This window comes from Paucibacter sp. KCTC 42545, assembly GCF_001477625.1.
Lineage (GTDB): Bacteria > Pseudomonadota > Gammaproteobacteria > Burkholderiales > Burkholderiaceae_C > Paucibacter_A.
The window spans coordinates 2,906,956-2,930,145 of record NZ_CP013692.1 but is presented as its reverse complement, the minus strand read 5'-3'; the positions used below and the strand labels follow the sequence as shown (position 1 = coordinate 2,930,145).

Annotated in this window: 19 protein-coding genes; 10 read left to right on the top strand and 9 right to left on the bottom strand. The window is 61.8% G+C overall.

Annotation, left to right across the window (positions count from 1 at the left end; all coding sequences use genetic code 11):
* Positions 1–121 precede the first annotated feature (121 nt).
* From AT984_RS12765 to AT984_RS12745, 5 genes are read right to left on the bottom strand one after another with little or no spacing between them, the layout of a single operon-like run.
* On the bottom strand, positions 122–652 hold the full coding sequence (locus AT984_RS12765; protein WP_058720417.1) for a chemotaxis protein CheW: 531 nt from the start codon (positions 650–652) through the stop codon (positions 122–124).
* 59 nt (positions 653–711) lie between these two features.
* The gene (locus AT984_RS23840) at positions 712–2,556 is read right to left on the bottom strand and encodes a methyl-accepting chemotaxis protein (RefSeq protein WP_082679998.1); all 1,845 of its coding nucleotides are present in this window, start codon (positions 2,554–2,556) and stop codon (positions 712–714) included.
* A 49-nt stretch (positions 2,557–2,605) separates the two neighbouring features.
* A complete protein-coding gene (locus AT984_RS12755) occupies positions 2,606–4,738 on the bottom strand; it encodes a chemotaxis protein CheA (protein WP_058720416.1) in 2,133 nt (710 codons plus the stop codon).
* 39 nt (positions 4,739–4,777) lie between these two features.
* On the bottom strand, positions 4,778–5,140 hold the full coding sequence (locus AT984_RS12750; RefSeq protein WP_058720415.1) for a response regulator: 363 nt from the start codon (positions 5,138–5,140) through the stop codon (positions 4,778–4,780).
* 49 nt (positions 5,141–5,189) lie between these two features.
* Positions 5,190–5,645 (bottom strand): hypothetical protein, encoded by a 456-nt coding sequence (locus tag AT984_RS12745; RefSeq protein WP_442952186.1) that lies wholly within the window; start codon positions 5,643–5,645, stop codon positions 5,190–5,192.
* A 289-nt stretch (positions 5,646–5,934) separates the two neighbouring features.
* Here AT984_RS12745 and AT984_RS12740 point away from each other — a divergent pair, with 289 nt between their 5' ends.
* The 5 genes from AT984_RS12740 to AT984_RS12720 all read left to right on the top strand — a co-directional run bounded on the left by AT984_RS12740 (position 5,935) and on the right by AT984_RS12720 (position 11,781).
* A complete protein-coding gene (locus AT984_RS12740) occupies positions 5,935–7,083 on the top strand; it encodes a hybrid sensor histidine kinase/response regulator (protein ID WP_058720413.1) in 1,149 nt (382 codons plus the stop codon).
* Positions 7,080–7,727: a response regulator gene (locus tag AT984_RS12735; RefSeq protein ID WP_058720412.1), complete on the top strand. Its 648-nt coding sequence runs from the start codon at positions 7,080–7,082 to the stop codon at positions 7,725–7,727. The genes AT984_RS12740 and AT984_RS12735 overlap by 4 nt, the downstream gene beginning before the upstream one ends.
* Positions 7,728–7,875: 148 nt before the next feature.
* A complete protein-coding gene (locus AT984_RS12730) occupies positions 7,876–9,210 on the top strand; it encodes a sensor domain-containing diguanylate cyclase (RefSeq protein WP_231741416.1) in 1,335 nt (444 codons plus the stop codon).
* Positions 9,211–9,256: 46 nt separating this feature from the next.
* The gene (locus AT984_RS12725; protein ID WP_231741415.1) at positions 9,257–11,242 is read left to right on the top strand and encodes a TonB-dependent receptor plug domain-containing protein; all 1,986 of its coding nucleotides are present in this window, start codon (positions 9,257–9,259) and stop codon (positions 11,240–11,242) included.
* Positions 11,239–11,781 carry a YfiR family protein gene (locus AT984_RS12720; protein WP_058720410.1) on the top strand — a complete coding sequence of 181 codons (543 nt, stop codon included), beginning with the start codon at positions 11,239–11,241 and terminating at the stop codon, positions 11,779–11,781. Before AT984_RS12725 ends, AT984_RS12720 begins: the two co-directional genes overlap by 4 nt.
* 42 nt (positions 11,782–11,823) lie before the next feature.
* On the opposite strand, the gene murI is transcribed toward AT984_RS12720, so the two are convergent.
* On the bottom strand, positions 11,824–12,651 hold the full coding sequence (gene murI / locus AT984_RS12715; RefSeq protein ID WP_058720409.1) for a glutamate racemase: 828 nt from the start codon (positions 12,649–12,651) through the stop codon (positions 11,824–11,826).
* A gap of 155 nt (positions 12,652–12,806) precedes the next feature.
* Here murI and AT984_RS12710 point away from each other — a divergent pair, with 155 nt between their 5' ends.
* The 4 genes from AT984_RS12710 to AT984_RS12695 all read left to right on the top strand — a co-directional run bounded on the left by AT984_RS12710 (position 12,807) and on the right by AT984_RS12695 (position 17,513).
* Complete coding sequence (locus AT984_RS12710; protein ID WP_058720408.1) at positions 12,807–13,556, top strand: electron transfer flavoprotein subunit beta/FixA family protein; 750 nt, start codon at positions 12,807–12,809, stop codon at positions 13,554–13,556.
* Between the two features lie 95 nt (positions 13,557–13,651).
* Positions 13,652–14,584: an electron transfer flavoprotein subunit alpha/FixB family protein gene (locus AT984_RS12705; RefSeq protein ID WP_058720407.1), complete on the top strand. Its 933-nt coding sequence runs from the start codon at positions 13,652–13,654 to the stop codon at positions 14,582–14,584.
* 93 nt (positions 14,585–14,677) lie between these two features.
* Positions 14,678–16,468, top strand: a complete 1,791-nt coding sequence (locus AT984_RS12700) for an acyl-CoA dehydrogenase (RefSeq protein ID WP_058720406.1) — start codon at positions 14,678–14,680, stop codon at positions 16,466–16,468.
* Between the two features lie 91 nt (positions 16,469–16,559).
* On the top strand, positions 16,560–17,513 hold the full coding sequence (locus tag AT984_RS12695; protein WP_058722303.1) for an NAD(P)H-dependent flavin oxidoreductase: 954 nt from the start codon (positions 16,560–16,562) through the stop codon (positions 17,511–17,513).
* Here the strand turns inward: AT984_RS12695 and AT984_RS12690 are convergent, their stop codons facing one another.
* Entirely contained in the window at positions 17,514–18,680 is a 1,167-nt protein-coding gene (locus AT984_RS12690) for an alkane 1-monooxygenase (protein WP_058720405.1), read from the bottom strand. It abuts the gene before it with no gap.
* A gap of 102 nt (positions 18,681–18,782) precedes the next feature.
* Between AT984_RS12690 and AT984_RS12685 the strand changes: the two genes are divergently transcribed.
* Entirely contained in the window at positions 18,783–19,859 is a 1,077-nt protein-coding gene (locus AT984_RS12685; protein WP_058720404.1) for an AraC family transcriptional regulator, read from the top strand.
* An 82-nt stretch (positions 19,860–19,941) separates the two neighbouring features.
* On the opposite strand, the gene AT984_RS12680 is transcribed toward AT984_RS12685, so the two are convergent.
* Both AT984_RS12680 and AT984_RS12675 read right to left on the bottom strand, forming a co-directional pair.
* Complete coding sequence (locus tag AT984_RS12680) at positions 19,942–21,534, bottom strand: ABC transporter substrate-binding protein (protein ID WP_197418064.1); 1,593 nt, start codon at positions 21,532–21,534, stop codon at positions 19,942–19,944.
* A 45-nt stretch (positions 21,535–21,579) separates the two neighbouring features.
* Positions 21,580–23,169 (bottom strand): ABC transporter substrate-binding protein, encoded by a 1,590-nt coding sequence (locus tag AT984_RS12675; protein WP_156422011.1) that lies wholly within the window; start codon positions 23,167–23,169, stop codon positions 21,580–21,582.
* Between the last annotated feature and the right edge of the window lie 21 nt (positions 23,170–23,190).

The following is a 23,190-nucleotide window of genomic DNA, read 5'->3' as shown; positions in this document are numbered from 1 at the left end:
TGACCTTGGTCAATCGACGCGACTCTGACAAGGTTGGCTGTTGCGCCCTTGCTCGCGGCCCCGGCGCACGAGCATCAGCGGTGCAGCACTGTTTGAACGGGGCTTCGAGCGCCGCCTCAGGTCAAAGGCTGAGCGAGTCCATCAGCCCCATGTCAGCGCTGCTCATCAGACCTTCGATGTCCATCAGGATCAGCATGCGGTCGCTGACCGTGCCAATGCCTGTGATGAAGCTTGTGTCCACCGCTGCCGAGCTGAGCTCAGGGGCAGGGCGGATGGCGTCGCGGTTGAGTTCCAGCACGTCGGAGACGGAGTCAACCACGGCGCCGACCACGCGGCTCCGGACGTTCAACACGATCACGACGGTGAAGCTGTTGTACTCGGCCGTCGGGCAGCCCAGCTTGAGGCGCAGATCGACGATGGGGACGATCACGCCGCGCAGATTGACAACGCCCTTGATGAAGTCTGGGGCATTGGCGATGCGGGTGGGCGGCTCGTAGGAGCGGATCTCTTGCACCTTCAGGATGTCGATGCCGTACTCTTCGGCGCCGAGGCGGAAGGTCAGGTACTCGCCACTGGCGGGGCCGTGGGCTTTCAAGGCGAGATTGCCTGCGTCTTGGCGGCCGGCCGGAACGATGTCTCTGGTGGATTCCATGGCTTACCTCTTTTGGTGTGCGGAAGGTGGGGATGGTGAAAGATGGGTGTCGGGGCGGATCAGAATGATTCCCAGTCGCCCTCGGCCTGCGCGGCCTGAGCCACACGAGGCGCCGGCTCACTGCGTGGCGGGCTGGCCTTGGGTGTCGCGGCTACGGGCGTTGAGCGGGCCTTGGATGCGGAATTCTGAGCGCTGTGCATTGCCGGTGCTGCCGATTTAACAGCCTTGGCGGCCTGGGGCTGGAAGCTGTGAGCGGAGCCCGGCTTGCTGGCGCTGCTCTTGCTGCTCATCCCGCTCATCCCGGACGTGCGGGGCGCATTCACCACATGGGCATGCGATTGACTGATCTTGAACTTGTCCACCGCTTCAGCCAGACGCTCAGCCTGGTCCTTCAGGCTTTCGGCGGCGGCCGCTGATTCCTCAACCAACGCTGCGTTTTGCTGCGTCATTTGATCAAGGTGTACGACCGATTGATTGACTTGGCCGATGCCGTCGCTTTGCTCACTGGCCGCAGCTGTGATCTCGCCAATGATGTCGGAGACGCGCTGCACGCTGGTGACGATGTCGGTCATCGATTCACCGGCTTCTTGTACCAGGCGTGTGCCAACTTCAACCCGTTCGACGCTGGCACCGATCAGGGTTTTGATTTCTTTTGCGGCTTCGGCGCTACGCTGTGCCAAGGAACGAACTTCGCTGGCCACCACGGCGAAACCGCGTCCTTGCTCACCGGCGCGAGCCGCTTCGACCGCCGCGTTCAAGGCCAAGATATTGGTCTGGAAGGCGATGCCATCGATCACGCCAATGATGTCGCTGATCTTTTTGGAACTGGTGTTGATGTCATCCATGGTCGCCACGACCTGACCCACCACATCACCACCCTTGGCCGCAGCGCTGGAGGCGGAATTGACCAATTGGTTGGCGGTGCGAGCGGAGTCTGCAGTCTGCTTGACGGTGCCCGTCAGCTGGGTCATCGACGATGCCGCTTGCTGCAAATTGGAGGCGGTTTGTTCGGTACGACCAGAAAGATCCTGGTTGCCGGTCGCGATTTCCACCGAGGCGGTGCGAATGCTGTCGGCCGAGGTACGCAGTTGACCCACCAGGCTCTGCAAAGACTGCTGCATATGCTGCAGTGAGCGCATCAGGTGCGAGGCCTCATCTTGCCCCTCCACCAGCCGGGCGCTCGTAGTCAGATCACCTGCTGCGATGGCCTTGGCAAGCTCCTCTGCATCGGCCAAGGGCTTGCAAATGCTTTGCATATTCAGCAGGGTCAGCGGTGTGACAACAAGGGCACTGAGCGTCAGAATGGCCATGAAGGTGAGCAGCACCTGATCCTCGGTTTGCTGCGCCTCAGCCAGCGACTTATTGGTGGCGAGGTCAAGCTGCTTACCTAGCTCATCCACCAGCTGCTGCGCTTTACGGATATCAACCTTGGCGCTCTCGATGCCCTGATCGGCCACCGACACATTAGCGACTTGGCCCGACCCAACCTGCTTGAACACGGGTTGAACTTTGGCCGCGTAGCTGTCCACCAGTGATTTCATTTCCTTCAAAGTCGAGGCATTCGCCTCAACCTGAACGGCGGCCATTTCGGCGAGCGTCTTATTGAATTGCTGAAGCGCGGCTTCCCAGCGTTGCAGGGGCTCAGGCACCTTTTCCGGTGTCTGGTAGGCGATGAGAATGTCCTTCTCAAAGCGGCGCAAATTGCCCACTGACAAGACCAGCGATGCCATCTGATGAGAGCTCTGGATGGTCTTTTCTTTGAATTGTTGGGACTGGTTGTGCATGGATCGCATGCCAAACAATCCCACCCCACCCACCATCAGCAGCAGAGCCAGCACCATGGCGATCGCGCCGATCATGCGGGTGCGGATGCTGAACTGCCGAAGCATCGCGCTCATATTCATTAATTACCTCAGGGCCCTTCAATCAGGGCGTTAAATGGATCGGATGGGCTCAGTGGCGTGAACGGCGAACCAAGCTGCCAACGTCCAAAATCAATGCCACTCGGCCGTCACCCATGATGGTGGCGCCAGAGACGTCAGTGACTTTGCGATAGTTGGCTTCCAGGTTCTTCACCACGACTTGTTGCTGGCCCAGCAGTTCATCGACCAGCAAGGCGACGCGGCCACCTTCGGCCTCCACGACAACCATGATGGTGGAGACATGCTCGAAGTCGAAGCGCGGCACGTTGAAGATGTCTTCCAGCCCAATCACAGGCATGTACTCATCGCGTACCTCGACTACGCGGCCGGAGCCGGCGACGGTCTTGATGGTGGTGGACTGCACCTGGAAGGACTCGACCACCGAAGACAGCGGCAAGATGTAGACCTCTTCGCCGACACCCACGCTCATGCCGTCCATGATGGCCAAGGTCAGGGGCAGGCGCACCGAGACCTTCATGCCGTAGCCTTCGGCCGAGTCGATTTCGACCGTGCCGCCCAGCGAGGTGATGTTTCGCTTTACCACGTCCATGCCAACACCGCGGCCGGACACATCAGTCACCACATCGGCGGTGGAGAAGCCCGGCGCGAAGATCAGCCCCCAGACCTCGGCATCGGTCATGGAGTCAGGGGCGTCGATGCCTTTCTCGCGCGCCTTTTGAATCAGCTTGTTGCGATTCAAACCTTTGCCGTCATCGCGCACTTCAATCACGATGGAGCCACCTTGGTGGGAAGCCACCAGGGTGATGGTGCCGTGCTCCGGCTTGCCTTTGGCAAGGCGCTCGGCGGGCAGTTCAATGCCGTGGTCGCAGCTATTGCGCACGAGGTGGGTCAATGGGTCGGTGATCTTTTCGACCAGGCTCTTGTCCAACTCGGTGGCTTCACCTTGCGTAACCAGCTCGACCTTCTTGCCCAGCTTGGCCGCCAGGTCGCGCAACATGCGCGGGAAGCGGTTGAACACGACCGACATCGGAATCATGCGGATCGACATGACCGACTCTTGCAGGTCGCGGGTGTTGCGTTCCAGATCAGCCAGGCCCGAGGCTAGTTGCTGATATAGGCCCGGGGCCAGATCGCGGCTGTTTTGCGCCAGCATAGCCTGCGTGATGACCAGCTCGCCGACCAGATTGATCAGCTGATCCACCTTTTCAATCGACACACGCAGGGTGGATTGATCCATGCCTGCGGCGGCCGGCTTGGCCTCGACTTTGGCGGCGGGCTTGGCGATCGCTGCCACGGGCTTGGCTTCGTTGGCTTGAACTTTGAGGTCGCTGCCGGCAGCGGCACTGCCCTCGGGCACGCCGGGGGCGTTGTCGAAGAAGCCGTAGCCGGGGTCGACCGGCGCCGTCGAGACGGCTGGTGCGCCCGGAGCGCCGTCGTGGAAGCCAAAGCCGGGCCCGAAGGGCAGCAGCTGCACTTGCTCACGAGCGACGTGGAAGGTGAATAGGTCCAGCAAATCGCTGTCACTGCTGCTGGTCAGCACCTTGAAACGACGCACGCCATCGGCCGAGATGCCGCCGTCCAGCGGTTCGATGGTGCCCAGATCGGTGATCTCTTTGAACAGGTCGACCAAGTTGTCGGCCAAGCTCATATCGGTCAGTGGGCCGACCTGCAACTCCAGCTCGCGCGCCGCCGGTTTGGCGGCTTTCGCTGATGCAGCCGGCGCTGGGGCGGGCGCAGGTGCGGCAGCTGCAGTGGGCGCTGGCGCCGGGGCAGGCGCAGATTCGCCTTCCACAAAGCCGCGGATGGCGGTCAGCAAATCGGTGGTGTCAACTGGGTCAGCGCCGGAGCCTTGATGGCGGCCGAGTTGCGCGCGCAGCGCGTCGCCGGACTGCAGCAACACGTCCACCATTTGCGAGTTGGGGGCCAACTCGTGGCGGCGCAGCTTGTCCAGCAGCGTTTCCATCTGATGGGTCAACTCGGCCACATCGCTGAAACCAAAGGTCGCAGCGCCCCCCTTGATGGAGTGGGCGCAGCGGAAAATGGCGTTGAGTTCTTCGTCGTCGGCGGTGTCGACATTCAGGTTCAGCAAGAGCTGTTCCATGTTGTCGAGGTTCTCGCTCGCTTCCTCAAAGAAGACTTGGTAAAACTGGCTCAGGTCGATACCTGCACTCAGGCTGGCGCCTTCGGAAGTCATTTCTCCCATGCCTTACTCCAATTGGGTTGAAAGAAAAGAAGGCAGGCGTCAGCGAATGACTTTGCCAATGACTTCAATCAGTTTTGCCGGGTCAAATGGCTTGACCAACCAGCCGGTAGCGCCGGCCGCGCGGCCGGCCTGCTTCATCTGGTCGCTGGACTCGGTGGTCAGGATCAGGATGGGCGTGGTTTTGAACTTGGGGTTGTCGCGCAACTTCTTTGTCAGGCTAATGCCATCCATGCGCGGCATATTTTGGTCGGTCAGCACCAGATCGAAGTCGCGTGAACTCGACTTTTCCAGGGCATCTTGCCCATCCACCGCTTCAACGACGTTGAACCCAGCGTTTTTGAGCGTGAAAGAGACCATTTGGCGCATGGAGGCCGAATCGTCCACAGCAAGAATTGAATGCATTGTTGAATCTCCGGGTATCAAGCTGATTTCGGTAAATCTCAGGGGCTCTTTAGAACAATTCGATAGAACCTGCGTCCATCTCGTCTTGGGTGACGGGATTGGGCCGCAATGGCGCGACTTCGACCACGGCAGCGCCGTCTTCGTCATCGCCAAAAGTTTCCATAGCGAGTTGATCAGCACAGTTGCGCAAGCGCTGGCTGGTATGTGCAATCAACTGTGTGGCCATATCCTGGAATTGCAGCGCCGTAATGGCGCTGGCGATATGGGTCATGATTTTGTCGAGCGTTTCGACTTCAGGGCCGGCAACGTCTTGCGCTTGGCGTCTCAAATTAGAGGCCAAGCCGGATGCGCTGTAGAAATGCTCGGACAAAGCCTCGCCAGCATCATCCAGCAAGCGTTGCAAACGCTCCAGATCGTTGGTGACCGTCATCAAATGGTCTTGGATTTCGGCCGCAGCCAGCAGCGGCAACATTCCAGGACCGGAAGTTTCCGGCGTTTCATTCATCAGCATCTTTGCTCCACGCTCCAAGGCCTGTGATGGCTGCGATTTGCCCCGCGGGCAGGGTTCGACAAGACCATTTGGCGACTGCTTCTTGTTTGCCATCATCGGCAGTTCTTGCTCCCGTGTCGACAGGACAAGGCGTGCAGAATCGGCCTAATTGTTGGGATCGGCGCGGCTAAATCATCCGATATTAGGGTATACCCTTGACTTTGGCGATTACTGCTCAAATAAGAGCGCAAGTGGCCGAGCCCCGGTCACGGAGCGTGCATGCAATGCCGGCATACTTCTGCCCATGTCGAGCCCAACCGCTGAGCGCCATTTGCGCATCCTTCATATTGAAGACTCCGAACTGGACCATCAACTGATCATGGCGCAGCTGCGCCGTGCCGGTTTGGATCTTGAACTCGTGCGCATGGACAGTTTGGCGGAAGTTGGCGCGGCTTTAAGCCTCGACTGGGATGCCATCATTTCCGACTACAACCTGCCGGGCTTTTCTGGCTTGGTGGTGTTGGACATGCTCAAGGAAAGTCGCCGCCTGCTTCCCTTTATTCTGGTGTCCGGGGAAATTGGCGAAGACACCGCCGTCGCGGCGATGCGCACCGGCGCGTCGGACTACCTGCTCAAAAAGGATTTGGCGCGCTTGGCGCCGGCCCTGCTGCATGCGATTGAGGCCAGCGAGTCGCAGCGCGCCCGCATCGAGGCGGACCGCGAATTACTCAAGTCCAAGCAGCGCTTGCATGAACTGGCTGGCCATTTGCAAACCAGCATCGAGATGGAGCGGGCGGCGATTGCCCGCGAAATCCATGATGATGTCGGTGGCTCTTTGACGGCGCTGAAGTTTGACCTGGCCTGGATCAACCGCCACTCCAAGGATGCCGCGGTCTTAGGCCGGGTGCAGTCGGCCCTGGAAACGGTCACCTCGGCGATTGAGGCCAGCCAGCGCATCATGCACAACTTGCGGCCCGCCATTCTTGAGCAGGGTTTGGTAGCGGCGGTGCAGTGGATGGCGGCTCGTTTTGAGCGTCGCACCGGCATCGTCACCACCGTGCGCACCAGTCATGAACAGATGCAACTGCCGCCCGGCGTGCCTTTGGTGGCCTATCGCACGGCGCAGGAGGCTTTGACCAATGTGTCTAAACACGCCAACGCCACCCGGGTGGATATCGAATTGAGTGTGGACTCCGGCGTATTGACCCTGGAGCTCAGTGACAATGGGCGAGGAATTGCGCCCGGTGCTTTGGCAAAGGCGCGCAGCTTTGGCATTCGCGGTCTGCATGAGCGCGCGGCAACGGTAGGAGGGTGGGTGGACTTGAGCACAAGCAAAAAAGGCGTCAGCCTGATTCTTTCGGTTCCGCTGCAAAACCAGGACCTGGAAACTGTCGGCATGGACGACGGTGAGGAAGCTGCCCATGATCCTTCATCCTGGGGGCTGAAAAAATGATCAAGGTCATTCTTTGTGACGACCATGCGCTGATCCGGCGCGGCATCCGCGACACCTTGTCCGATGTGGCTGATATCGAGGTCATTGGCGAAGCCGGTGACTACGGTGAGTTGCGCAGCCTGCTGCGCGATTTGGGGCCCAACAACGGCTGCGACGTTTTGGTGCTGGACATCAATATGCCGGGCCGCAGCGGCCTGGATGTCTTGCATGTGCTCAAGGATGAAGGTACGAGCATTCGCACCTTGATCGTGTCCATGTACCCGGAAGACCAGTACGCCATCCGCGCCTTGCGCGCCGGCGCCTATGGCTATGTCAACAAGGGCGGCGACCCGCAGGTGCTGGTGCAGGCGGTGCGCACGGTGGCTCAGGGCCGTAAATATGTGACGCCCGAGATTGCGCAGATGTTGGTGGAAAGCCTGACCGCGCCTGTCAATGAGCAAGCGCATCAAAAGCTGTCGGATCGCGAGTTGCAAACCCTTGTGATGATTGCCTCCGGCAAGCGGCTCTCCGACATTGCCGAGGAGTTGATGCTCAGCCCCAAGACGGTCAGCGTCTACCGCGCCCGGGTGCTGGAGAAATTGGCCCTGGCCAATAACTCGGAGCTGACGGTCTATGCCATCCGCAATGGCCTAGTCGCGAGCTGACTGGCCCTGAATAGGGCCGCGCCGGGCCTGTAATTCATCCGCCGGCCAGGTGCCGGGCATGATAGAAATAGCGGTATGCAGCCCTCAAGGGGAGGGTTGCTTGGGCTTTTGGGCGTGAGCTCCATCCGCTGTGACTCAAGAACAGGCCTTGAAACCCGACCCCATCGGCTTGCTTGTCACTGAAGGCCAGATGAGCGCGGGCACGCCTGAGGCCGACTCGCTGGTCCTGCGTCTGACGCGCTTGAACCTGCAGGTCTTGAGCATCACTATGCTCCTGACCTTTGCCTTGATCGCCGGTGCTTCATTGCTGGCTGCTCGGGAGTTACAGGCGCAAGCCGCCGAGCGCAGTGCCCAACTGCTGGCCAATAGCTTGGCGCCCATGCTGGTTTTTGAAGACCAAGTGGCCGCCGCCGCCGAGTTGCAGGCTTTTTCCAAGCGCAGTGAATGGCGCATGGCCCAAGTGGCCACGGCGGGCCGCGAGGTCTTCGCCCAATGGCCCGCAGATTCTGGCAAGTCGCCGCCAGCAATTCAGGCCCAGCCACCATCATTGGCTCAGGCGGGCGTGGCTCGCCAGATGCATCTGGAGTTTGTGGATGTCTGGGTCGCCATCAAGCTCAAGGGCGAATTGATTGGCTGGCTCCATTTGCAAGAGGGGCTGGAGCAAGTGCAGCTGGCCGTCATGCGCATGGCGGGGCTGGGGGCGGTGCTGATTGGCCTGGCGATCTTCATTGCCGCATGGCTGTTGCGATGGGTGCAGCGCAAAGCGCTGGCGCCCATCGTCGAGCTGTCTGATTTGGCCGAGCGGGTGTCGATCAGCCAAGACTACAGCCAGCGCGCCAAAGTGCATCGCTTCGACGAAGTGGGGCGCTTGAGTGAGCGATTCAATCAGATGCTCAAGCGGGTGGAGATTGGCCAGGCGGAGCTGAATCAACAGCTGCGCCAGGAGCAAAAAGTAGGTCAGGAATTTGAGCAGCTGGCCCACCGGGACAGCCTGACCCAGCTGCCGAATCGTTTGTACTTCCAGTCGGCCTTACAGCGCCATGTGGCCACCAGCTGTCAGGAGGTCTTGTTGATGGCGCTGATGTTCATCGACCTGGATAACTTCAAGACCGTCAACGACAAACATGGGCACGATGCCGGCGACGAAGTGCTGCGCGAAGTCGCGGCCCGTATGAGCAAGGTCTTGCGCGCTGGCGATGTGTTGTGCCGCTTGGGGGGTGATGAATTTGCCTTGATTCTGCCCAGCCTGCCGGACGAAGCCGCCGCCGAGCAACTGGCCTTGCGCCTGATTGCCGCGATTCGCGAGCCCATGATCATTGATGGGCACTTGATGCCCATCGGCGCCACGGTGGGGCTGGCTTTTTGTCCGGTCGATGAAGTTGATGCGCCCAATTTGTTGAGTGCGGCGGACGTGGCCATGTACGCGGCAAAACGCGCGGGCAAGAACACTTACCGCAGGGCTTCTCATGCGTCGCGGCAGTAGTTTGATTCCTGGCGGCTGCGGCCTTCGTAGCGGTTTGCGGCACTTAGTGCTTGCGCTGTTCTGGGCCTGCGCATCCAGCGCTCAGGTCCAGTCCCAGGAGAGTGCCGGCTCCGCCAAGCCGCTTGACGCCGACCCGGGCCTGGAAGAGCTGCTGCGGCAGCCGCTCAAGCAGGTGCCGCGTGACGTCGAAGTCAGCACCGCAGCGCGCTTCACGCAAAGCGCCGCACAAGCGCCGACCACGACCTATGTGGTCACGGCGGGTGATATCGCGCGCTTTGGCTATCGCAATATGTCCGACATCTTGCGTGCCATGCCGGGCCTGTACGTCACCAAGGACAATGGCTTTAGCTATGTGGGCGCGCGCGGCTTGGGGCGGCCGGGCGATCTGAATACGCGCTTGTTGTTCCTGATCGACGGCATGCGCATCAATGAAAACGTCTACGACGCCGCGCTCATCAGCGACGAGTTTTTTGTCGACGCTGACTTGATTGAGCGGGTGGAGTTTGCACCCGGCCCCGGCTCGGCCCTGTATGGCAACAACGCCTTCTTGGGTGTGGTCAACGTCATCACCAAACGCGCCGACAAAATGGCGGGCGTGGAGACTCGCGCCAGCATTGATTCGCTTGGCGTGCAGCATCTGCGCGCGAGCTGGGGGCATCGCTCAGAGGCCGGCTGGGAAGGTTGGCTGGCGCTGAGCGGCACCAAGCAGGATCGACGGCCCTATCCCTTCGAAGCGCTTGAGACGCCCGACCCCTTGGAGGGCGAGCTGCGTGATCACCTCTGGAATCGGGCCAAACGGCTGTTGGTGAGTTTCAATGCCGGCGGCTGGGCCATGCGAGGTGGCGCGACCAGCTTGACCCAAGGCGTGCCTGTTCAGGTATCCGTGCAGAACCCCGACTTGCTTGATCAGGGCTATCTGCTCAGTGACAACAACTTTGTCTCCCTCAGCCATGAGCGTAGCCTGAGCCCGGACTGGGATCTGTTTGCCAGCGTTTCGCTCAAGAACAGCAAGTATCAAGAGCGCTACCCCTTGATATTCCCGCAGACGCAGCAACGGGCTTATTACGGGACGACGGCGCGAGGTCGCTGGTCCAACTGGGATCTGCGCCTCAGCACGCGGCGCTGGACTGATCACACAGTGATGGCTGGCTTGGAGTTACAAGACGATGCCTTGATGCGCATCTCACAGGGCCTAGAGGGTGAGCCGCCCTTTCAAGAGTTCTATGGAATCAACCGGCGCGTCGGGGTGTTCATCCAGGATGAGTGGCAGCTGAGCGTCTCGCAGCGCTTGATCTTGGGCTTGCGGCGCGACACCTCGCATGTGGCCGAGCCCAAGCTCAACCCCAGGCTGGCCTGGGTCTGGAATGGCGTGCCGGATGCCACCTTGCGTCTGATGTACGGCGGCGCCTTCAGAGCCGCGAATCTGAACGAGTTTTCCTTGAATAGTGCATTGGGTGTGCCCACGCCGAACCCTGAGCAGATCAAGACCTACGAGGCCTCCTGGGAGCAGGCGCTGACGCCGCAGCTGCAGTACCGGGCTTCGCTTTACGCTTCGCGCTTGTCGAACCTGATGGAGCTCAATCAGGTGGACTTGCCGGTCTACGAGAACCGCGGTCGGCTGCGCAATATCGGTAGCGAGTTGGATCTGGAGCGGCGCTGGGATCAAGGGGCCAATTTGCGGCTTGGCCTGTCTTTGCAGCGCACACGGGATCAGAACGGTGCGGGCTTGAGCAATTCGCCCAGCGCCTTGTTCAAGCTGTTCTATAGCCAGCCTTTGGCGGGTGATGCGCTGCAACTGTCTTGGCAGGCCTATGCCATGAGTCGCCGCAGCACTGCCCTCCAGGAGCTGCCGGGCTATTTGCTGAACAACCTCAATCTGCTGTGGCGGCCGCGCCTGGATGTGGATGTCAGCCTGGGCGTTTACAACTTGGGCGCCACACGCTATCTGGATCGCCCTGCGTCGGCTGCCCCGGCGATCAAGCAAGAAGGGCGTACCGTTCAACTCAGTGTAAGTTGGAGGCTAGGTTCATGAGGGCGGCCTTGGTGTGCTTGCTGTCGCTGGCCGCTTTGGCGGGTCTGGCCATGCCGAGCGATGTTGCCGCCGCGAACCCGGCGCCCGGCCCCGCGCAAGAAGATGCGCAGTTGCGGGCCGCGTTTGTTTATCGCTTTGCCCAGTTCACCCAATGGCCGCCACCGCCGGTGAGTGAGTTCACTTACTGCGTGGCCGGCAATTTGGCCATGCAAGAGGCCATGCAAGCCCTGACCCTGAGGGCGCATGGCGTCGCGAACGTGCGCATGCGCTATTTGACCGAACCGCAGCAGCTGGGGGGCTGCCAGCTCTTGCTCTTGGGTTTCAGCGAGCGGGCCGACTTGCAGCGTTGGCAGGCAGCCTTGGTGAATGAGCCGGTTTTGGTGGTGGGGGAGAGCGCCGAGGCTTTTCGCAGTGGCGCTGTGATCGCCTTGGTGGCCGAACCCAATGGCCTGGCTTTTCGCATCAACCACACCGAGGCCAAGCGGCGCGGCTTGGTGCTGAGTTCACAAATGCTCAAGCTGGCCCGCGAGGTGAAGTAGCCTCGGGCCAGTTCTGACGGCGCCGTTCAATGGCGCGCCGGATTAGATCGCCAGGGGCTTTGCTTTGAGCTGCCAGCCCAAGGCGCGCTGCACAAAGCTGCTCAGCGCGGCGGCGTCGCCGGTGGTTTCCAGCACCATCTCGGCCGCTGTTGCGGGCAGCTTCAACTCGCCCCACAGGCGTGCGGCCTGCTGGGCCACGGCAGTTTCGATATTGAGCAATTGCACCTGGGGGCCAAGGACGGCTTGAATCTGCGCCTGAATCAAGGGGTAGTGGGTGCAGCCCATCAAGACGGTGTCCACGCCGGCATTTTGAAGTGGGCGGCAGAGTTCGCGCAAAAGCTGGTTGAGTGCGGGCGAGTCCAACTCGCCCGTTTCAATCAAATCGACCAGGCCCGGGCAGGCTTGGCTGTGCACCTGTGCCGTGCCGGCGTGGCGCTCGATCAAGCCGCGATAGCGTGCGCTGCCGATGGTGCTGGTGGTGGCCATCACGCCGATGCGGCCATTGCTGCTGGCGGCCACGGCCGGTTTGATGCCGGGTTCGGTGCCCACGATGGGCAAATCAGGCCAGCGCTGGCGCAGCGCGCCGATCGCGTGTGCGGTTGCCGTATTGCAGGCCAGCACCAGCACTTGGGCGCCGGCCTGGCGCAAATGCTCGGTCAGCACCAGGCAGCGCTGGATGATGAATTCGGGCGTGCGCTGGCCGTAGGGCGCGTTGGCGCTGTCCGCCACATAGTGCAGGGGCACGCCCGGCAGCACGCGGTGCAACTCGCGCAAGACGGTCAGGCCGCCCACGCCGGAGTCGAACACGCCGATGCAGGGGTTGGCAGAAGCGCTGCCAGAAGGGGTGGGCAGGGGGGCGAGTGAATTCATTGAGCGCCGCAGTCTAACTTTCTCGCCCGGTCTGGCTGGAAATCATGTCTAAAATAGAACGATCGTGCTTTTTCTTTTTGGCCGCGCCGCTGATTTGGTCGCGCCGCCCGTAGAATCTGATTAACGTTAACGTCAATTAGCCTTGGAGTACTTCGATGAAGGTTCTGGTTCCTGTCAAACGAGTGGTCGATTACAACGTCAAGGTGCGCGTCAAGAGCGACGGCACAGGCGTTGACATCGCCAATGTCAAGATGTCGATGAACCCCTTTGATGAAATCGCCATTGAAGAAGCCGTGCGCCTGAAGGAAAAGGGCGTGGTCACCGAGGTGATCGCGGTGTCTTGCGGTGTCACGCAGTGCCAGGAAACCCTGCGCACCGCCATGGCCATCGGCGCTGACCGTGCCATCCTGGTCGAAACCGACGCCGACCTGCAGCCCCTGGCCGTGGCCAAGCTGCTCAAGGCCCTGGTGGACAAAGAGCAACCCGGCCTGGTGATTCTGGGCAAGCAAGCGATCGACGACGATTGCAACCAGACCGGCCAGATGCTGGCTGCGCTGACCGGCATGCCCCAAGGTACTTTCGCCAGCAAGGTGGAAGTGGCCGATGGCGTGGCAGCCGTGACCCGCGAAGTGGACGGTGGCCTGGAAGTCGTCAAGCTGACTCTGCCTGCCGTGGTCACCACCGACCTGCGCCTCAACGAGCCGCGCTACGTCACCCTGCCCAACATCATGAAGGCCAAGAAGAAGCAGCTGGACATCGTCAAGCCCGCCGATCTGGGTGTGGACGTTGCCCCGCGCATCAAGACCCTCAAGGTTGAAGAGCCGCCCAAGCGCAGCGCCGGCATCAAGGTGGCCGATGTGGCCACGCTGGTGGACAAGCTGAAGAACGAGGCCAAGGTCATTTAATGGCCTTGCGGGACAGATCGCCCGAGCGTACCCGCGAGTAGCTCTGTCCCCAACTGACTAGGTGCTAAGCACGCACAAGATTTGGAGAATTCTGAATGACCGCTCTCGTTATTGCCGAACACGACAACGCCTCCATCAAGGGCGCAACCCTCAACACCGTCACGGCCGCCCTGGCTTGCGGCGCTGATGTGCATGTGCTGGTCGCCGGCCACAATGCCGCTGCCGCCGCTGCTGCTGCCTCGCAAATCGCTGGTGTGAGCAAGGTCTTGCACGCCGACGCCGCCCAGCTGGCCGATGGCCTGGCTGAAAACCTCGCCGCCCAAGTGCTGGCCGTGGCCGGTGGTTACAGCCACATCCTGTTCCCATCGACCGCCTCGGGCAAGAACGTGGCGCCGCGCGTCGCTGCCTTGTTGGACGTGGCGCAGCTCAGCGATGTGACCAAGGTCATCAGCGCTGACACCTTTGAGCGCCCGATCTACGCCGGCAACGCCATCGCCACCGTGCAAAGCGCCGACGCTACCAAGGTGCTGACCGTGCGCACCACCGGCTTTGACGCCGCAGCCGCCAGCGGCGGCAGCGCCGCCGTGGAAACGCTGGCCGCTGCAGCCGACAGTGGCCGCTCGGTCTTCGGCAGCCGCGAGATTGCCAAGAACGACCGCCCCGAGCTGACCGCTGCCAAGATCATCGTCTCCGGTGGCCGCGCCATGGGCTCGAACGAGAAGTTCATGGAAGTGCTCACGCCGCTGGCTGACAAGCTGGGCGCTGCCCTGGGTGCCTCGCGCGCCGCTGTCGATGCGGGTTATGCCCCCAACGATTGGCAAGTCGGCCAGACCGGCAAGATCGTCGCCCCGCAGCTCTACATCGCTTGCGGCATCAGCGGCGCGATCCAGCACTTGGCCGGCATGAAGGACTCCAAGGTCATCGTCGCCATCAACAAGGACGCCGAAGCCCCGATCTTCAGCGTGGCCGACTACAGCTTGGAAGCCGACCTGTTCGCAGCCGTGCCCGAGCTGGTGAACAGCCTCTGAGCACTGCGCTCGCCTAACGCTTGATTTCAACAGGCGCCCGACTTCACGGTCGCGGCGCCTTTGTTTTGCCCTCACTTCGCTCTGGAGCAATTTATGCCTTACCGCGCCCCCGTCAAAGACATGCTCTTCAATATGCAGGAGCTCGCCGGCCTGCAAGCCCTCAACAAGATCCCTGAGTTTGCCGACTTCGACATCGACACCGCGCAAGCCGTGCTGGAAGAGTGCGCCAAGCTCAATGAAGACATCATCGCCCCGCTGAACTTCGAGAGCGACAAGAACCCGTCCTACCTGAAGGATGGCCAGGTTTACACCACGCCCGGCTTCAAGGAAGCCTTCCGCCAGTTCGCCGAAGGCGGCTGGCAAGGCCTGCAGCACCCCACTGCCTTTGGCGGTCAGGGCATGCCCAAGACCATTGGCGCCGCCTGCGGCGAGATGATGAACAGTGCCAGCATCAGCTTCGCCCTGTGCCCCTTGCTGACCGACGGCGCCATCGAGGCCTTGCTGACGGCCGGCAGCGATGAGCAGCGCAACACCTTCATCCCCAAGCTGATCGACGGCAGCTGGACCGGCACCATGAACCTGACCGAACCCCAGGCCGGCTCCGATCTGGCCCTGGTGCGCACCCGCGCCGAGCCGCAACCCGACGGCACTTACAAGATTTTCGGCACCAAGATCTTCATCACCTACGGTGATCACGATATGGCCGAGAACATCATCCATCTGGTGCTGGCCCGTGTGGCCGGCGCGCCCGAAGGCGTGAAGGGCATCAGCCTCTTCATCGTGCCCAAGTTCTTGGTCAATGCCGATGGCTCGCTGGGCGCGCGCAATGACGCGCATTGCGTGTCGATCGAGCACAAGATGGGCATCAAGGCCAGCCCCACGGCTGTGCTGCAGTTCGGCGACCACGGTGGCGCCATCGGTACGCTGATCGGCCAAGAAAATCGCGGCCTGGAGTACATGTTCATCATGATGAACGCGGCCCGTTTTGGCGTGGGCGTGCAAGGCATTGCGATTGCGGAGCGCGCCTATCAAAAAGCCGTGTCTTATGCCCGCGACCGCGTGCAAAGCCGCCCGGTCGATGGCTCGATGGCCGGCAGCGCCGCCATCATTCATCATCCCGATGTGCGCCGCATGCTGATGACCATGCGCTCGCTGACCGAAGGCTGCCGCGCCATGGCCAGCGTGGCCGCATCGGCCTATGACGCCGCTCACCATCATCCCGACGCCGAGACGCGCAAGCAGAACCAGGCCTTCTACGAATTCATGGTCCCCCTGGTCAAGGGCTATAGCACCGAGATGAGTTTGGAAGTGACCGACCTGGGCGTGCAAATACACGGCGGCATGGGCTTCATCGAGGAAACCGGTGCTGCCCAGCATTACCGCGATGCCAAGATCCTGACCATTTACGAAGGCACCACCGCCATTCAGGCCAATGACCTGGTGGGTCGCAAGACCAGCCGTGACGGCGGCCAGATGGCCCGCGCCTTCGCCGCCAATATCGAGGCGACTGAAAGCCTGCTAGCCAAGCGCGACAGCGCGGCCGCCAAGGCCATGCTCAAGCGCCTGAGCGCCGCGCGCCAGGCCTATCTGGACTCGGTGGACTTCATCGCCGCTCAAGGCAAGGGCAATCCGAATGCGGCTTATGCCGGCTCGGTGCCTTATCTGATGTTGGCCGGCAATTTGGTCGCTGGCTGGCAGTTGGCTCGCGCCTTGATGGTGGCTGAGGACAAGTTGGCCGCCGGTGAAGACAGCGCCTTCATGAGCGCCAAGATCGCTACCGCGCGCTTCTATGCCGAGCACATTCTGACCCGTGCCGGTGGCCTGCGTGACGCCATCGTGGAAGGCGCCGACAGCGTCACCGCCCTGGCCCTGGACGCGTTCTGATCTGGCGGGTGGTGGGGCCGCTGATTCAGTTCAGTGGCTTCGCCGCCGCCTTCGTTCCATCCCGCACAACAAAAGACATTTGGAGACTTTCGTGGCCCTGCCTCCCATTCTGCAAAACGCTCCCCTGCCCATCATCGGCTCGCCCCTGTTCATCATCAGCAACCCCAAGCTGGTGATCGCGCAGTGCAAGGCCGGTGTGATCGGCTCCATGCCCTCGCTCAATGCCCGCCCGGCTGAACTGCTGGACGAATGGCTCAATGAAATCACCACCGAACTGGCCGCCTACAACAAGGCCAACCCGGACAAGCCGGCGGCGCCTTTTGCCATCAACCAGATCGTGCACAAGAGCAATGACCGCCTGGAGCATGACCTGGCCGTTTGCGCCAAGTACAAGGTGCCCATCATCATCACCTCGCTGGGCGCGCGTGAGGATGTCAACCAGGCCGTGCACGCCTGGGGCGGCATCGTGCTGCACGACATCATCAACAACAAGTTCGCCAAGAAGGCGATCGAGAAGGGCGCCGATGGCCTGATCGCCGTCGCCGCCGGTGCAGGCGGCCATGCCGGTGTGAAGAGCCCCTTCGCCCTGATCCAGGAAATCCGCCAATGGTTTGACGGCCCGCTGGCGCTGTCGGGTTCCATCGCTTCGGGCGACGCGGTGCTGGCGGCTCAGGCCATGGGGGCTGACTTCGCTTACATCGGATCGGCCTTCATTGCCACCGATGAAGCGCGCGCGGCCGAGGGCTATAAGCAGATGATTGTCGAGAGCAATAGCGACGACATTGTCTATAGCAACCTCTTCACCGGCGTGCACGGCAACTATCTGCGCGGCTCCATCGTCAATGCCGGCATGGACCCCGACAACTTGCCCGAGAGCGACCCGAGCAAGATGAACTTCGGTGGCGACTCCAAAAAAGCCTGGAAGGACATCTGGGGTTGCGGTCAAGGCATTGGCGCCATCGACAAGGTGCAACCCGCCGCTGAGCTGGTGGCTCGCTTGGTGAGCGAGTACCAAGCGGCGCGGCGCCGCCTCAGCCTGGGCTGATCAAGCCCTTCCAACCAGCCCGTGCTTGCGCATCAAGCGCTCGCGCTGGCTGGGTTCAAAGTTGATGCGTTGCGGGTCGCGGCCCACACTGTCCAGCAAGCGCTGGTCCATCACTTTGAACCACAGCGGCGGTATGTAGGCCACGCTGAACATGCCGAAGTAGCCATTGGGCAGTTGCGGCAGATTGTCGAAATGCCGCAGGGCCTGATAGCGCCGCAAGGGGTGGGCGTGGTGGTCCGAGTGCCGCTGCAGATGGAAGGTGGCCCAGTTGGATAGCAAGTGATTGCTGTTCCAGGAGTGATGCGGCTGGGTGGGCTCGTAGCGGCCATCGGGTCGCTGCGCGCGCAGCAGGCCGTAATGCTCGATGTAGTTGGCTGAGGTCAGCTGAAAGTTCGCCCAAAAGGCCGTGGCCAAGATGAAGGGCAAGACTTGCGGGCCCAGCCACAAGACCAGGGCGGTCCATAGCGCCACCGTGATCAGCGCGGGCTGCAAGATCTCGTTTTGCAAGGACCACACCGGCAGCCCAGCCTTGCGCAGGCGGGTTGATTCCAGCACCCAGGCGCGGCGTGCGGCGCCCGGCATCTCACGCAGCACAAAGCGGTAAATGCTTTCCCCCATGCGGGAAGAGGCGGGGTCCAGCGGCGTGGCCACATCGCGATGGTGGCCGCGGTTGTGCTCGATGAAGAAGTGGCCGTAGCCCGAGGGCGCCAGCACGATCTTGGCCAGCCAGCGCTCCAGCGCGGTCGGCTTGTGGCCCAGCTCATGGCCCAAATTGATGCAAAAGCCGCCCACCGAGCCGGCGATGATGACCATGGCCAGCAGGCCATACCAGGGCAGCGGATGCGTGGCCACAAACCAGACGCAGAACACAAACGAGGCCCACAGAATCGGCGCCAAGGCGTAGGTGACGCGGCGGTAGAAGGGGTCGGCCTGCAGGGCCGGCACCGCGTCTTCGGGTGGATTGCTGGTGTCCAGGCCCAGCGCCAAATCGAGCAGCGGCATCAGCCCGTAAAGCATCAGCACCGGCAGCCACAAGGTCCAGATCTGACCGGTCAGCAGCAGCAGGCCGGGCCCCAGCAACACCGAGTTGGGCACCGCCAAGCTGAGCAGCCAGGCATAGCGTTTGGGGTCGCGGTAGGGCGGGCTGGCCGCAATCGTTGTTGGCATCGTTGTCTCCGGGATTTTTGCTTGTTGGGAGGCCCAGTGTGGCGCGGGGCAGCCGGGGCAAACACCGTAGCAAGTGGCAGGCTCTCGTCATAAAGTGCCAAGATGCATGTGTCGCCAGCCCCATCCGACGCCCTGGTTCACCCCACTTATGCCCGCCTGCTTTGCGTGCTGGTGCGTAGCCTGGGCGGCGATTTGGACGCGGTGCTGGATCAAGCGGGCCTGAGCTGGGAGCAGTTATCCACCCGCGAGCAGATGCTGGACTACCGCGTTGTGCAGGCTTTGGTGAGCACCGCTTTGCAGGTCAGCCAGCAACCCAATTTGGGCCTGGCGCTGGGGCAGATGGCCCAGCTATCGGCCCATGGCGCGATGGGTTATGCCGTGGTGGCCAGCCGCGATCTGGCGCAGGCGCTGGCCACGGCCTGCCGCTATGCCAGCTTGCGCAATAGCTTGCTGCGTTTCGATTTCGAGCTGCATGAGCCGCCGCTGGGCGAGGGTGCCAACTATGAAGTGGGCGCCACCCTGCGCGTTCACGAACGACTCGATCTTGGTGCGGCGCGCGGCTTTGTGCTGGACATGGCCTTGGGCACCGCGCTGCGCTTGATTGACTCGGTGGTGGGCCTGCGGCCCAGCGGCTTGCGGGTGGATGTTCCGCTGCCGGCGCCGGTTCAGCTCACTCCGTATTTGCAGGTTTGTGGTGATGCGCAGCTGCAGTTCTCGGCCAGCCATCTGGCCCTGCATTTCAGCCCGGCCCAGTTGCGCTTGCCCTGCCTGACCGCTGATGCCAAGGTCTTCGAGCAAGCCAGTCAGGACTGCGAGCAAGCCCTGCGCTTGGCGGGGCAGCATCTGGGCCATTGGTCGCAGAGGGTGCAAGCGCAGATGCGTTTGCGGCGGGAGGGCGAGCACTTTCAAACGCTGGATGAGGTGGCCAAGGCCTGCCACGTGTCTGCACGCACCTTGATCCGCCGCCTGCGCAGCGAGGGCCAGAGTTTTCAAGCCTTGTTGGACGCCGTGCGCCAGGAGCAGGCGCTGTGGCAGTTGCGCAATACCGCGCATCCCATCGAGGCCATCGCCGCGCAGCTGGGCTTTGAGGATGCCTCTAACTTCGCGCGCACGGTGCGCCGCTGGTATGGGCTGACGCCCTCGGCCCTGCGGGCCCAGTTGCAGGGCGATAGTGCCTGAGGGCGGGCCTGAAATCAGGCCCGTGGGATTCGCTCAGGCCCGGCGCTGCCGCCGGGCCTCGCAAGCCGCTTGAAAGCTTAGCTCAGCGAATCGTGGTCCAGCGCGGCTCGGGCCTGTCGTCGGCGCGGTGCGGCGTGTCCACATTGCTGCGCATGGCCCAAGGGCGCACTTGGTGGTGGATGGGGATGAACAGATACTCGTCCCGCACCCGCAGCAGGGCTTCGCGAATCATGGCGTTGCGCTTGGTCGCATCGATTTCCACCTTCATGGCCTGCACCAGGGCGTCGAGCTTGGCATCGCTGACGCGGGCGTAATTGCCCTTGCCGTCGGCGCCGCTGGTCTTGGTGTGGACGATGTCTTGCAAGGTGTACTGGGCGTCAAAAGTGTTGACGCCCCAGCCGTACAAATACAGCGGTGAATCCATGCGCTGCAGCAGCTGCGAGTGCTGCGACATCGGGCTGGTGCTGAGCTTGGCCTTGATGCCAACCTTGCTCCACATCGCCACCACGGCCTGGCAGATTTCTTCGTCGTTGACGTAGCGGTCGTTCGGGCAGTTCAGCGGCACTTCAAAGCCGCTCGGGTAGCCGGCCTCGGCCAGCAGTTTCTTGGCCTTGTCGAGATCAACCTTGAGTGGCTGGTCGATGTCGGCCGTGTGGCCATTCACACCCGGCGCCACCATGATGGCCGCGGGCATGGACAAGCCCCGCATCAGGCTGCGCTTGATGGCTTCGCGGTCGATGGCCAGGTTCAGCGCTTCGCGCACCCGCTTGTCTTTGAAGGGGTTCTTGCCTTTGACATTGCTGCCCTTCAACTCTTCGCTGCCCTCGTCCATGGCGATGAAGATGGTGCGGTTCTCATTGCCGTCCAGCACCTTCAGCTTGGGGTCGGCCTTGAGCTTGGCCACGTCTTGGGTGGGCAGGTCGGTCAGCAGATCCAGGTCGCCGGAGAGCAGAGCGGCTACCCGGGTGGCATCGCTCTTGATCGGCAAATAGCTGATCTCGCTGATATTGCCGCTGGGCTTGTCCCACCAGTCCTTGTTGGCGACCAGGCTGATTTTCTGGTCGGGCTGCCAGCCGGTGATTTTGTAGGGGCCGGTGCCCATGGCATTGCGGGAAGCGTAGGTGTCTTCCTTGGCCTTGTAGTCCTGGGTGTTGACGGCCTTGTTCTTCTCCGCCCAGCTCTTGCTCATGATGCGGAAGAAGATCAGATTGCGCAGCAAGATGGGGTTAGGCCCGTCCAGCAGCAGGTCGACGGTGTAGTCGTCGATCTTCTTGATCTCCTTGATGCCACTGACGAAGATTTGCAAATTGGCCTGCGGCTGGCGGATGCGGGCAAAGCTGAACAGCACATCGTCGGCGGTGAAAGGCGTGCCGTCATGGAACTTGACGCCGCGGCGCAGGTCGAAGCGCACTTGAGTGGGGCTGAGCTGGGTCCACTTGGTCGCCAGGGCCGGCTCGGGCTGGAACTTGTCGTTGTAGCGGGTCAAGCCCTCGTAGGCAAAGCCGGCAATGGTGTTGGTGGTGGCGTGGTTCTGCGCATGGGGGTCCAGGGTCTGAATGTCGTTCTGCGCGGCCCAGCGCAGCGGCGAGGCCTGGGCAACAGGGCTGCTGATGGCGCCGCACAGCGCGGCCACGCTGAGCAGCAGGGCGTTGACGGTGACTGGTTTGAATTTCAAGACGGGCCTCCTCAGGAAGTTGATGCTGCAGCAGCGAATTGCTGATTACTTGAGCGTGGTGAAGCGGGCTTCGGGTCGGTCGTCCGAGCGATGCGTGGTTTCAACATTGGCGCGCATGGCCCAGGGTCGCACTTGGTGATGGATGGGGATGAATAAGCTCTCATCACGAATGCGCTGCAAGGCCTCGCGGATCATGGCGTTGCGCTTGCTCAGGTCGGGTTCGACCTTCATCGCGTCGACCAGTCGGTCCATCGTCGCGTCGCTGAGCTTGGCGAAGTTGAAGTTGCCATCCGCGCCGCTGGTCTTGGTGCGCGCCAGGGATTGCAGGGTGAACTGGGCGTCGTAAGTGGCCACGCCCCAGCCCAGCAGGAAGAGCGGTGCTTCAAAGCGCTGGAAGGTCTGGCTGTGCTGCGAGAAGGGCTGGGCAATCAGATGCGCTTTGATGCCGATGCGCGCCCACATCGCCACCACCGCCTGGCAGATCGCCTCGTCATTGACGTAGCGGTTATTGGGGCAGTTCAGTGGGACCTCGAAGCCCTCCGGGTAGCCAGCCTCGGCCAGCAGCTTGCGGGCCTTGTCGGCATCGGCCTTGAGCGGCACGTCCAGATCGGGCGTGTTGCCATTGACGCCCGGCGCCACCATGATGCCGGCCGGAATCGACAGGCCGCGCATGATGCTGCGCTTGATGGCTTCACGGTCGATGGCCACACTCATCGCCTCACGCACGCGCCGGTCTTTGAAGGGGTTCTTGCCTTTGACGCTGGCGCCTTTGAGTTCCTCACTGCCTTGATCCATGACGAAGAAGATGGTGCGAACCTCGGGGCCTTCCATCAGCTTGAGCTTGGGGTCGGCGCGCAGCCGGGCCACGTCTTGGGTGGGCAGGTCGGTAAGTAAATCAACATCGCCGGAGAGCAGGGCGGCCACACGGGTGGCGTCGCTCTTGATCGGCAGATAGCTCAGTTCGGTGATATTGCTGCGGGTCTGGTCCCACCAGTCCTTATTGGCGACCATGCTGATTTTCTGGTCGGGCTGCCAGCTGGTGATTTTGTAGGGGCCGGTGCCGTTGACGTTGCGGGCGGCGAAGCTGTCTTCCTTGGACTTGTAGTCCTGGGTGTTGAGGGCCTTGTTCTTCTCGGCCCAGGTCTTGCTCATGATGCGGAAGTCGATGATGCTGCGCAGCAAGATGGGCTGCGGTGCACTCAGGATGAAATCGACGGTGTAGTTGTCGATCTTCTTCACTTCCTTGATGCCGGCTACATAAATTTGCAGCGTGCCCTGCGGCTGCATGATGCGGCCGAAGCTGAACACCACGTCATCGGCGGTGAAGGGCGAACCGTCATGAAACTTGACGCCCTGGCGCAGCTCGAAGCGGATCTGGGTCGGGCTGATGGCGGTCCACTTCGTCGCCAGCGCCGGCTCAACTTGATACTTCTCGTTGTAGCGCGTCAGTCCTTCATAGGCATGCATCAGCACCGCGATGGTGGTGGTGTGGTTCTGCGAATGCGGGTCCAGGGTCAGGATGTCGTTCTGCGCGGCCCAGCGCAGATTGGCGGCTTGGCTGGGTAAGCTCAAGCAGGCTGCCAAGGCGAGCAACGCTTGCGCCAGGAATCGGGGGCGGACCAGGGTGGAGTGCATCTTCTGCCTTGCATGGTTGGC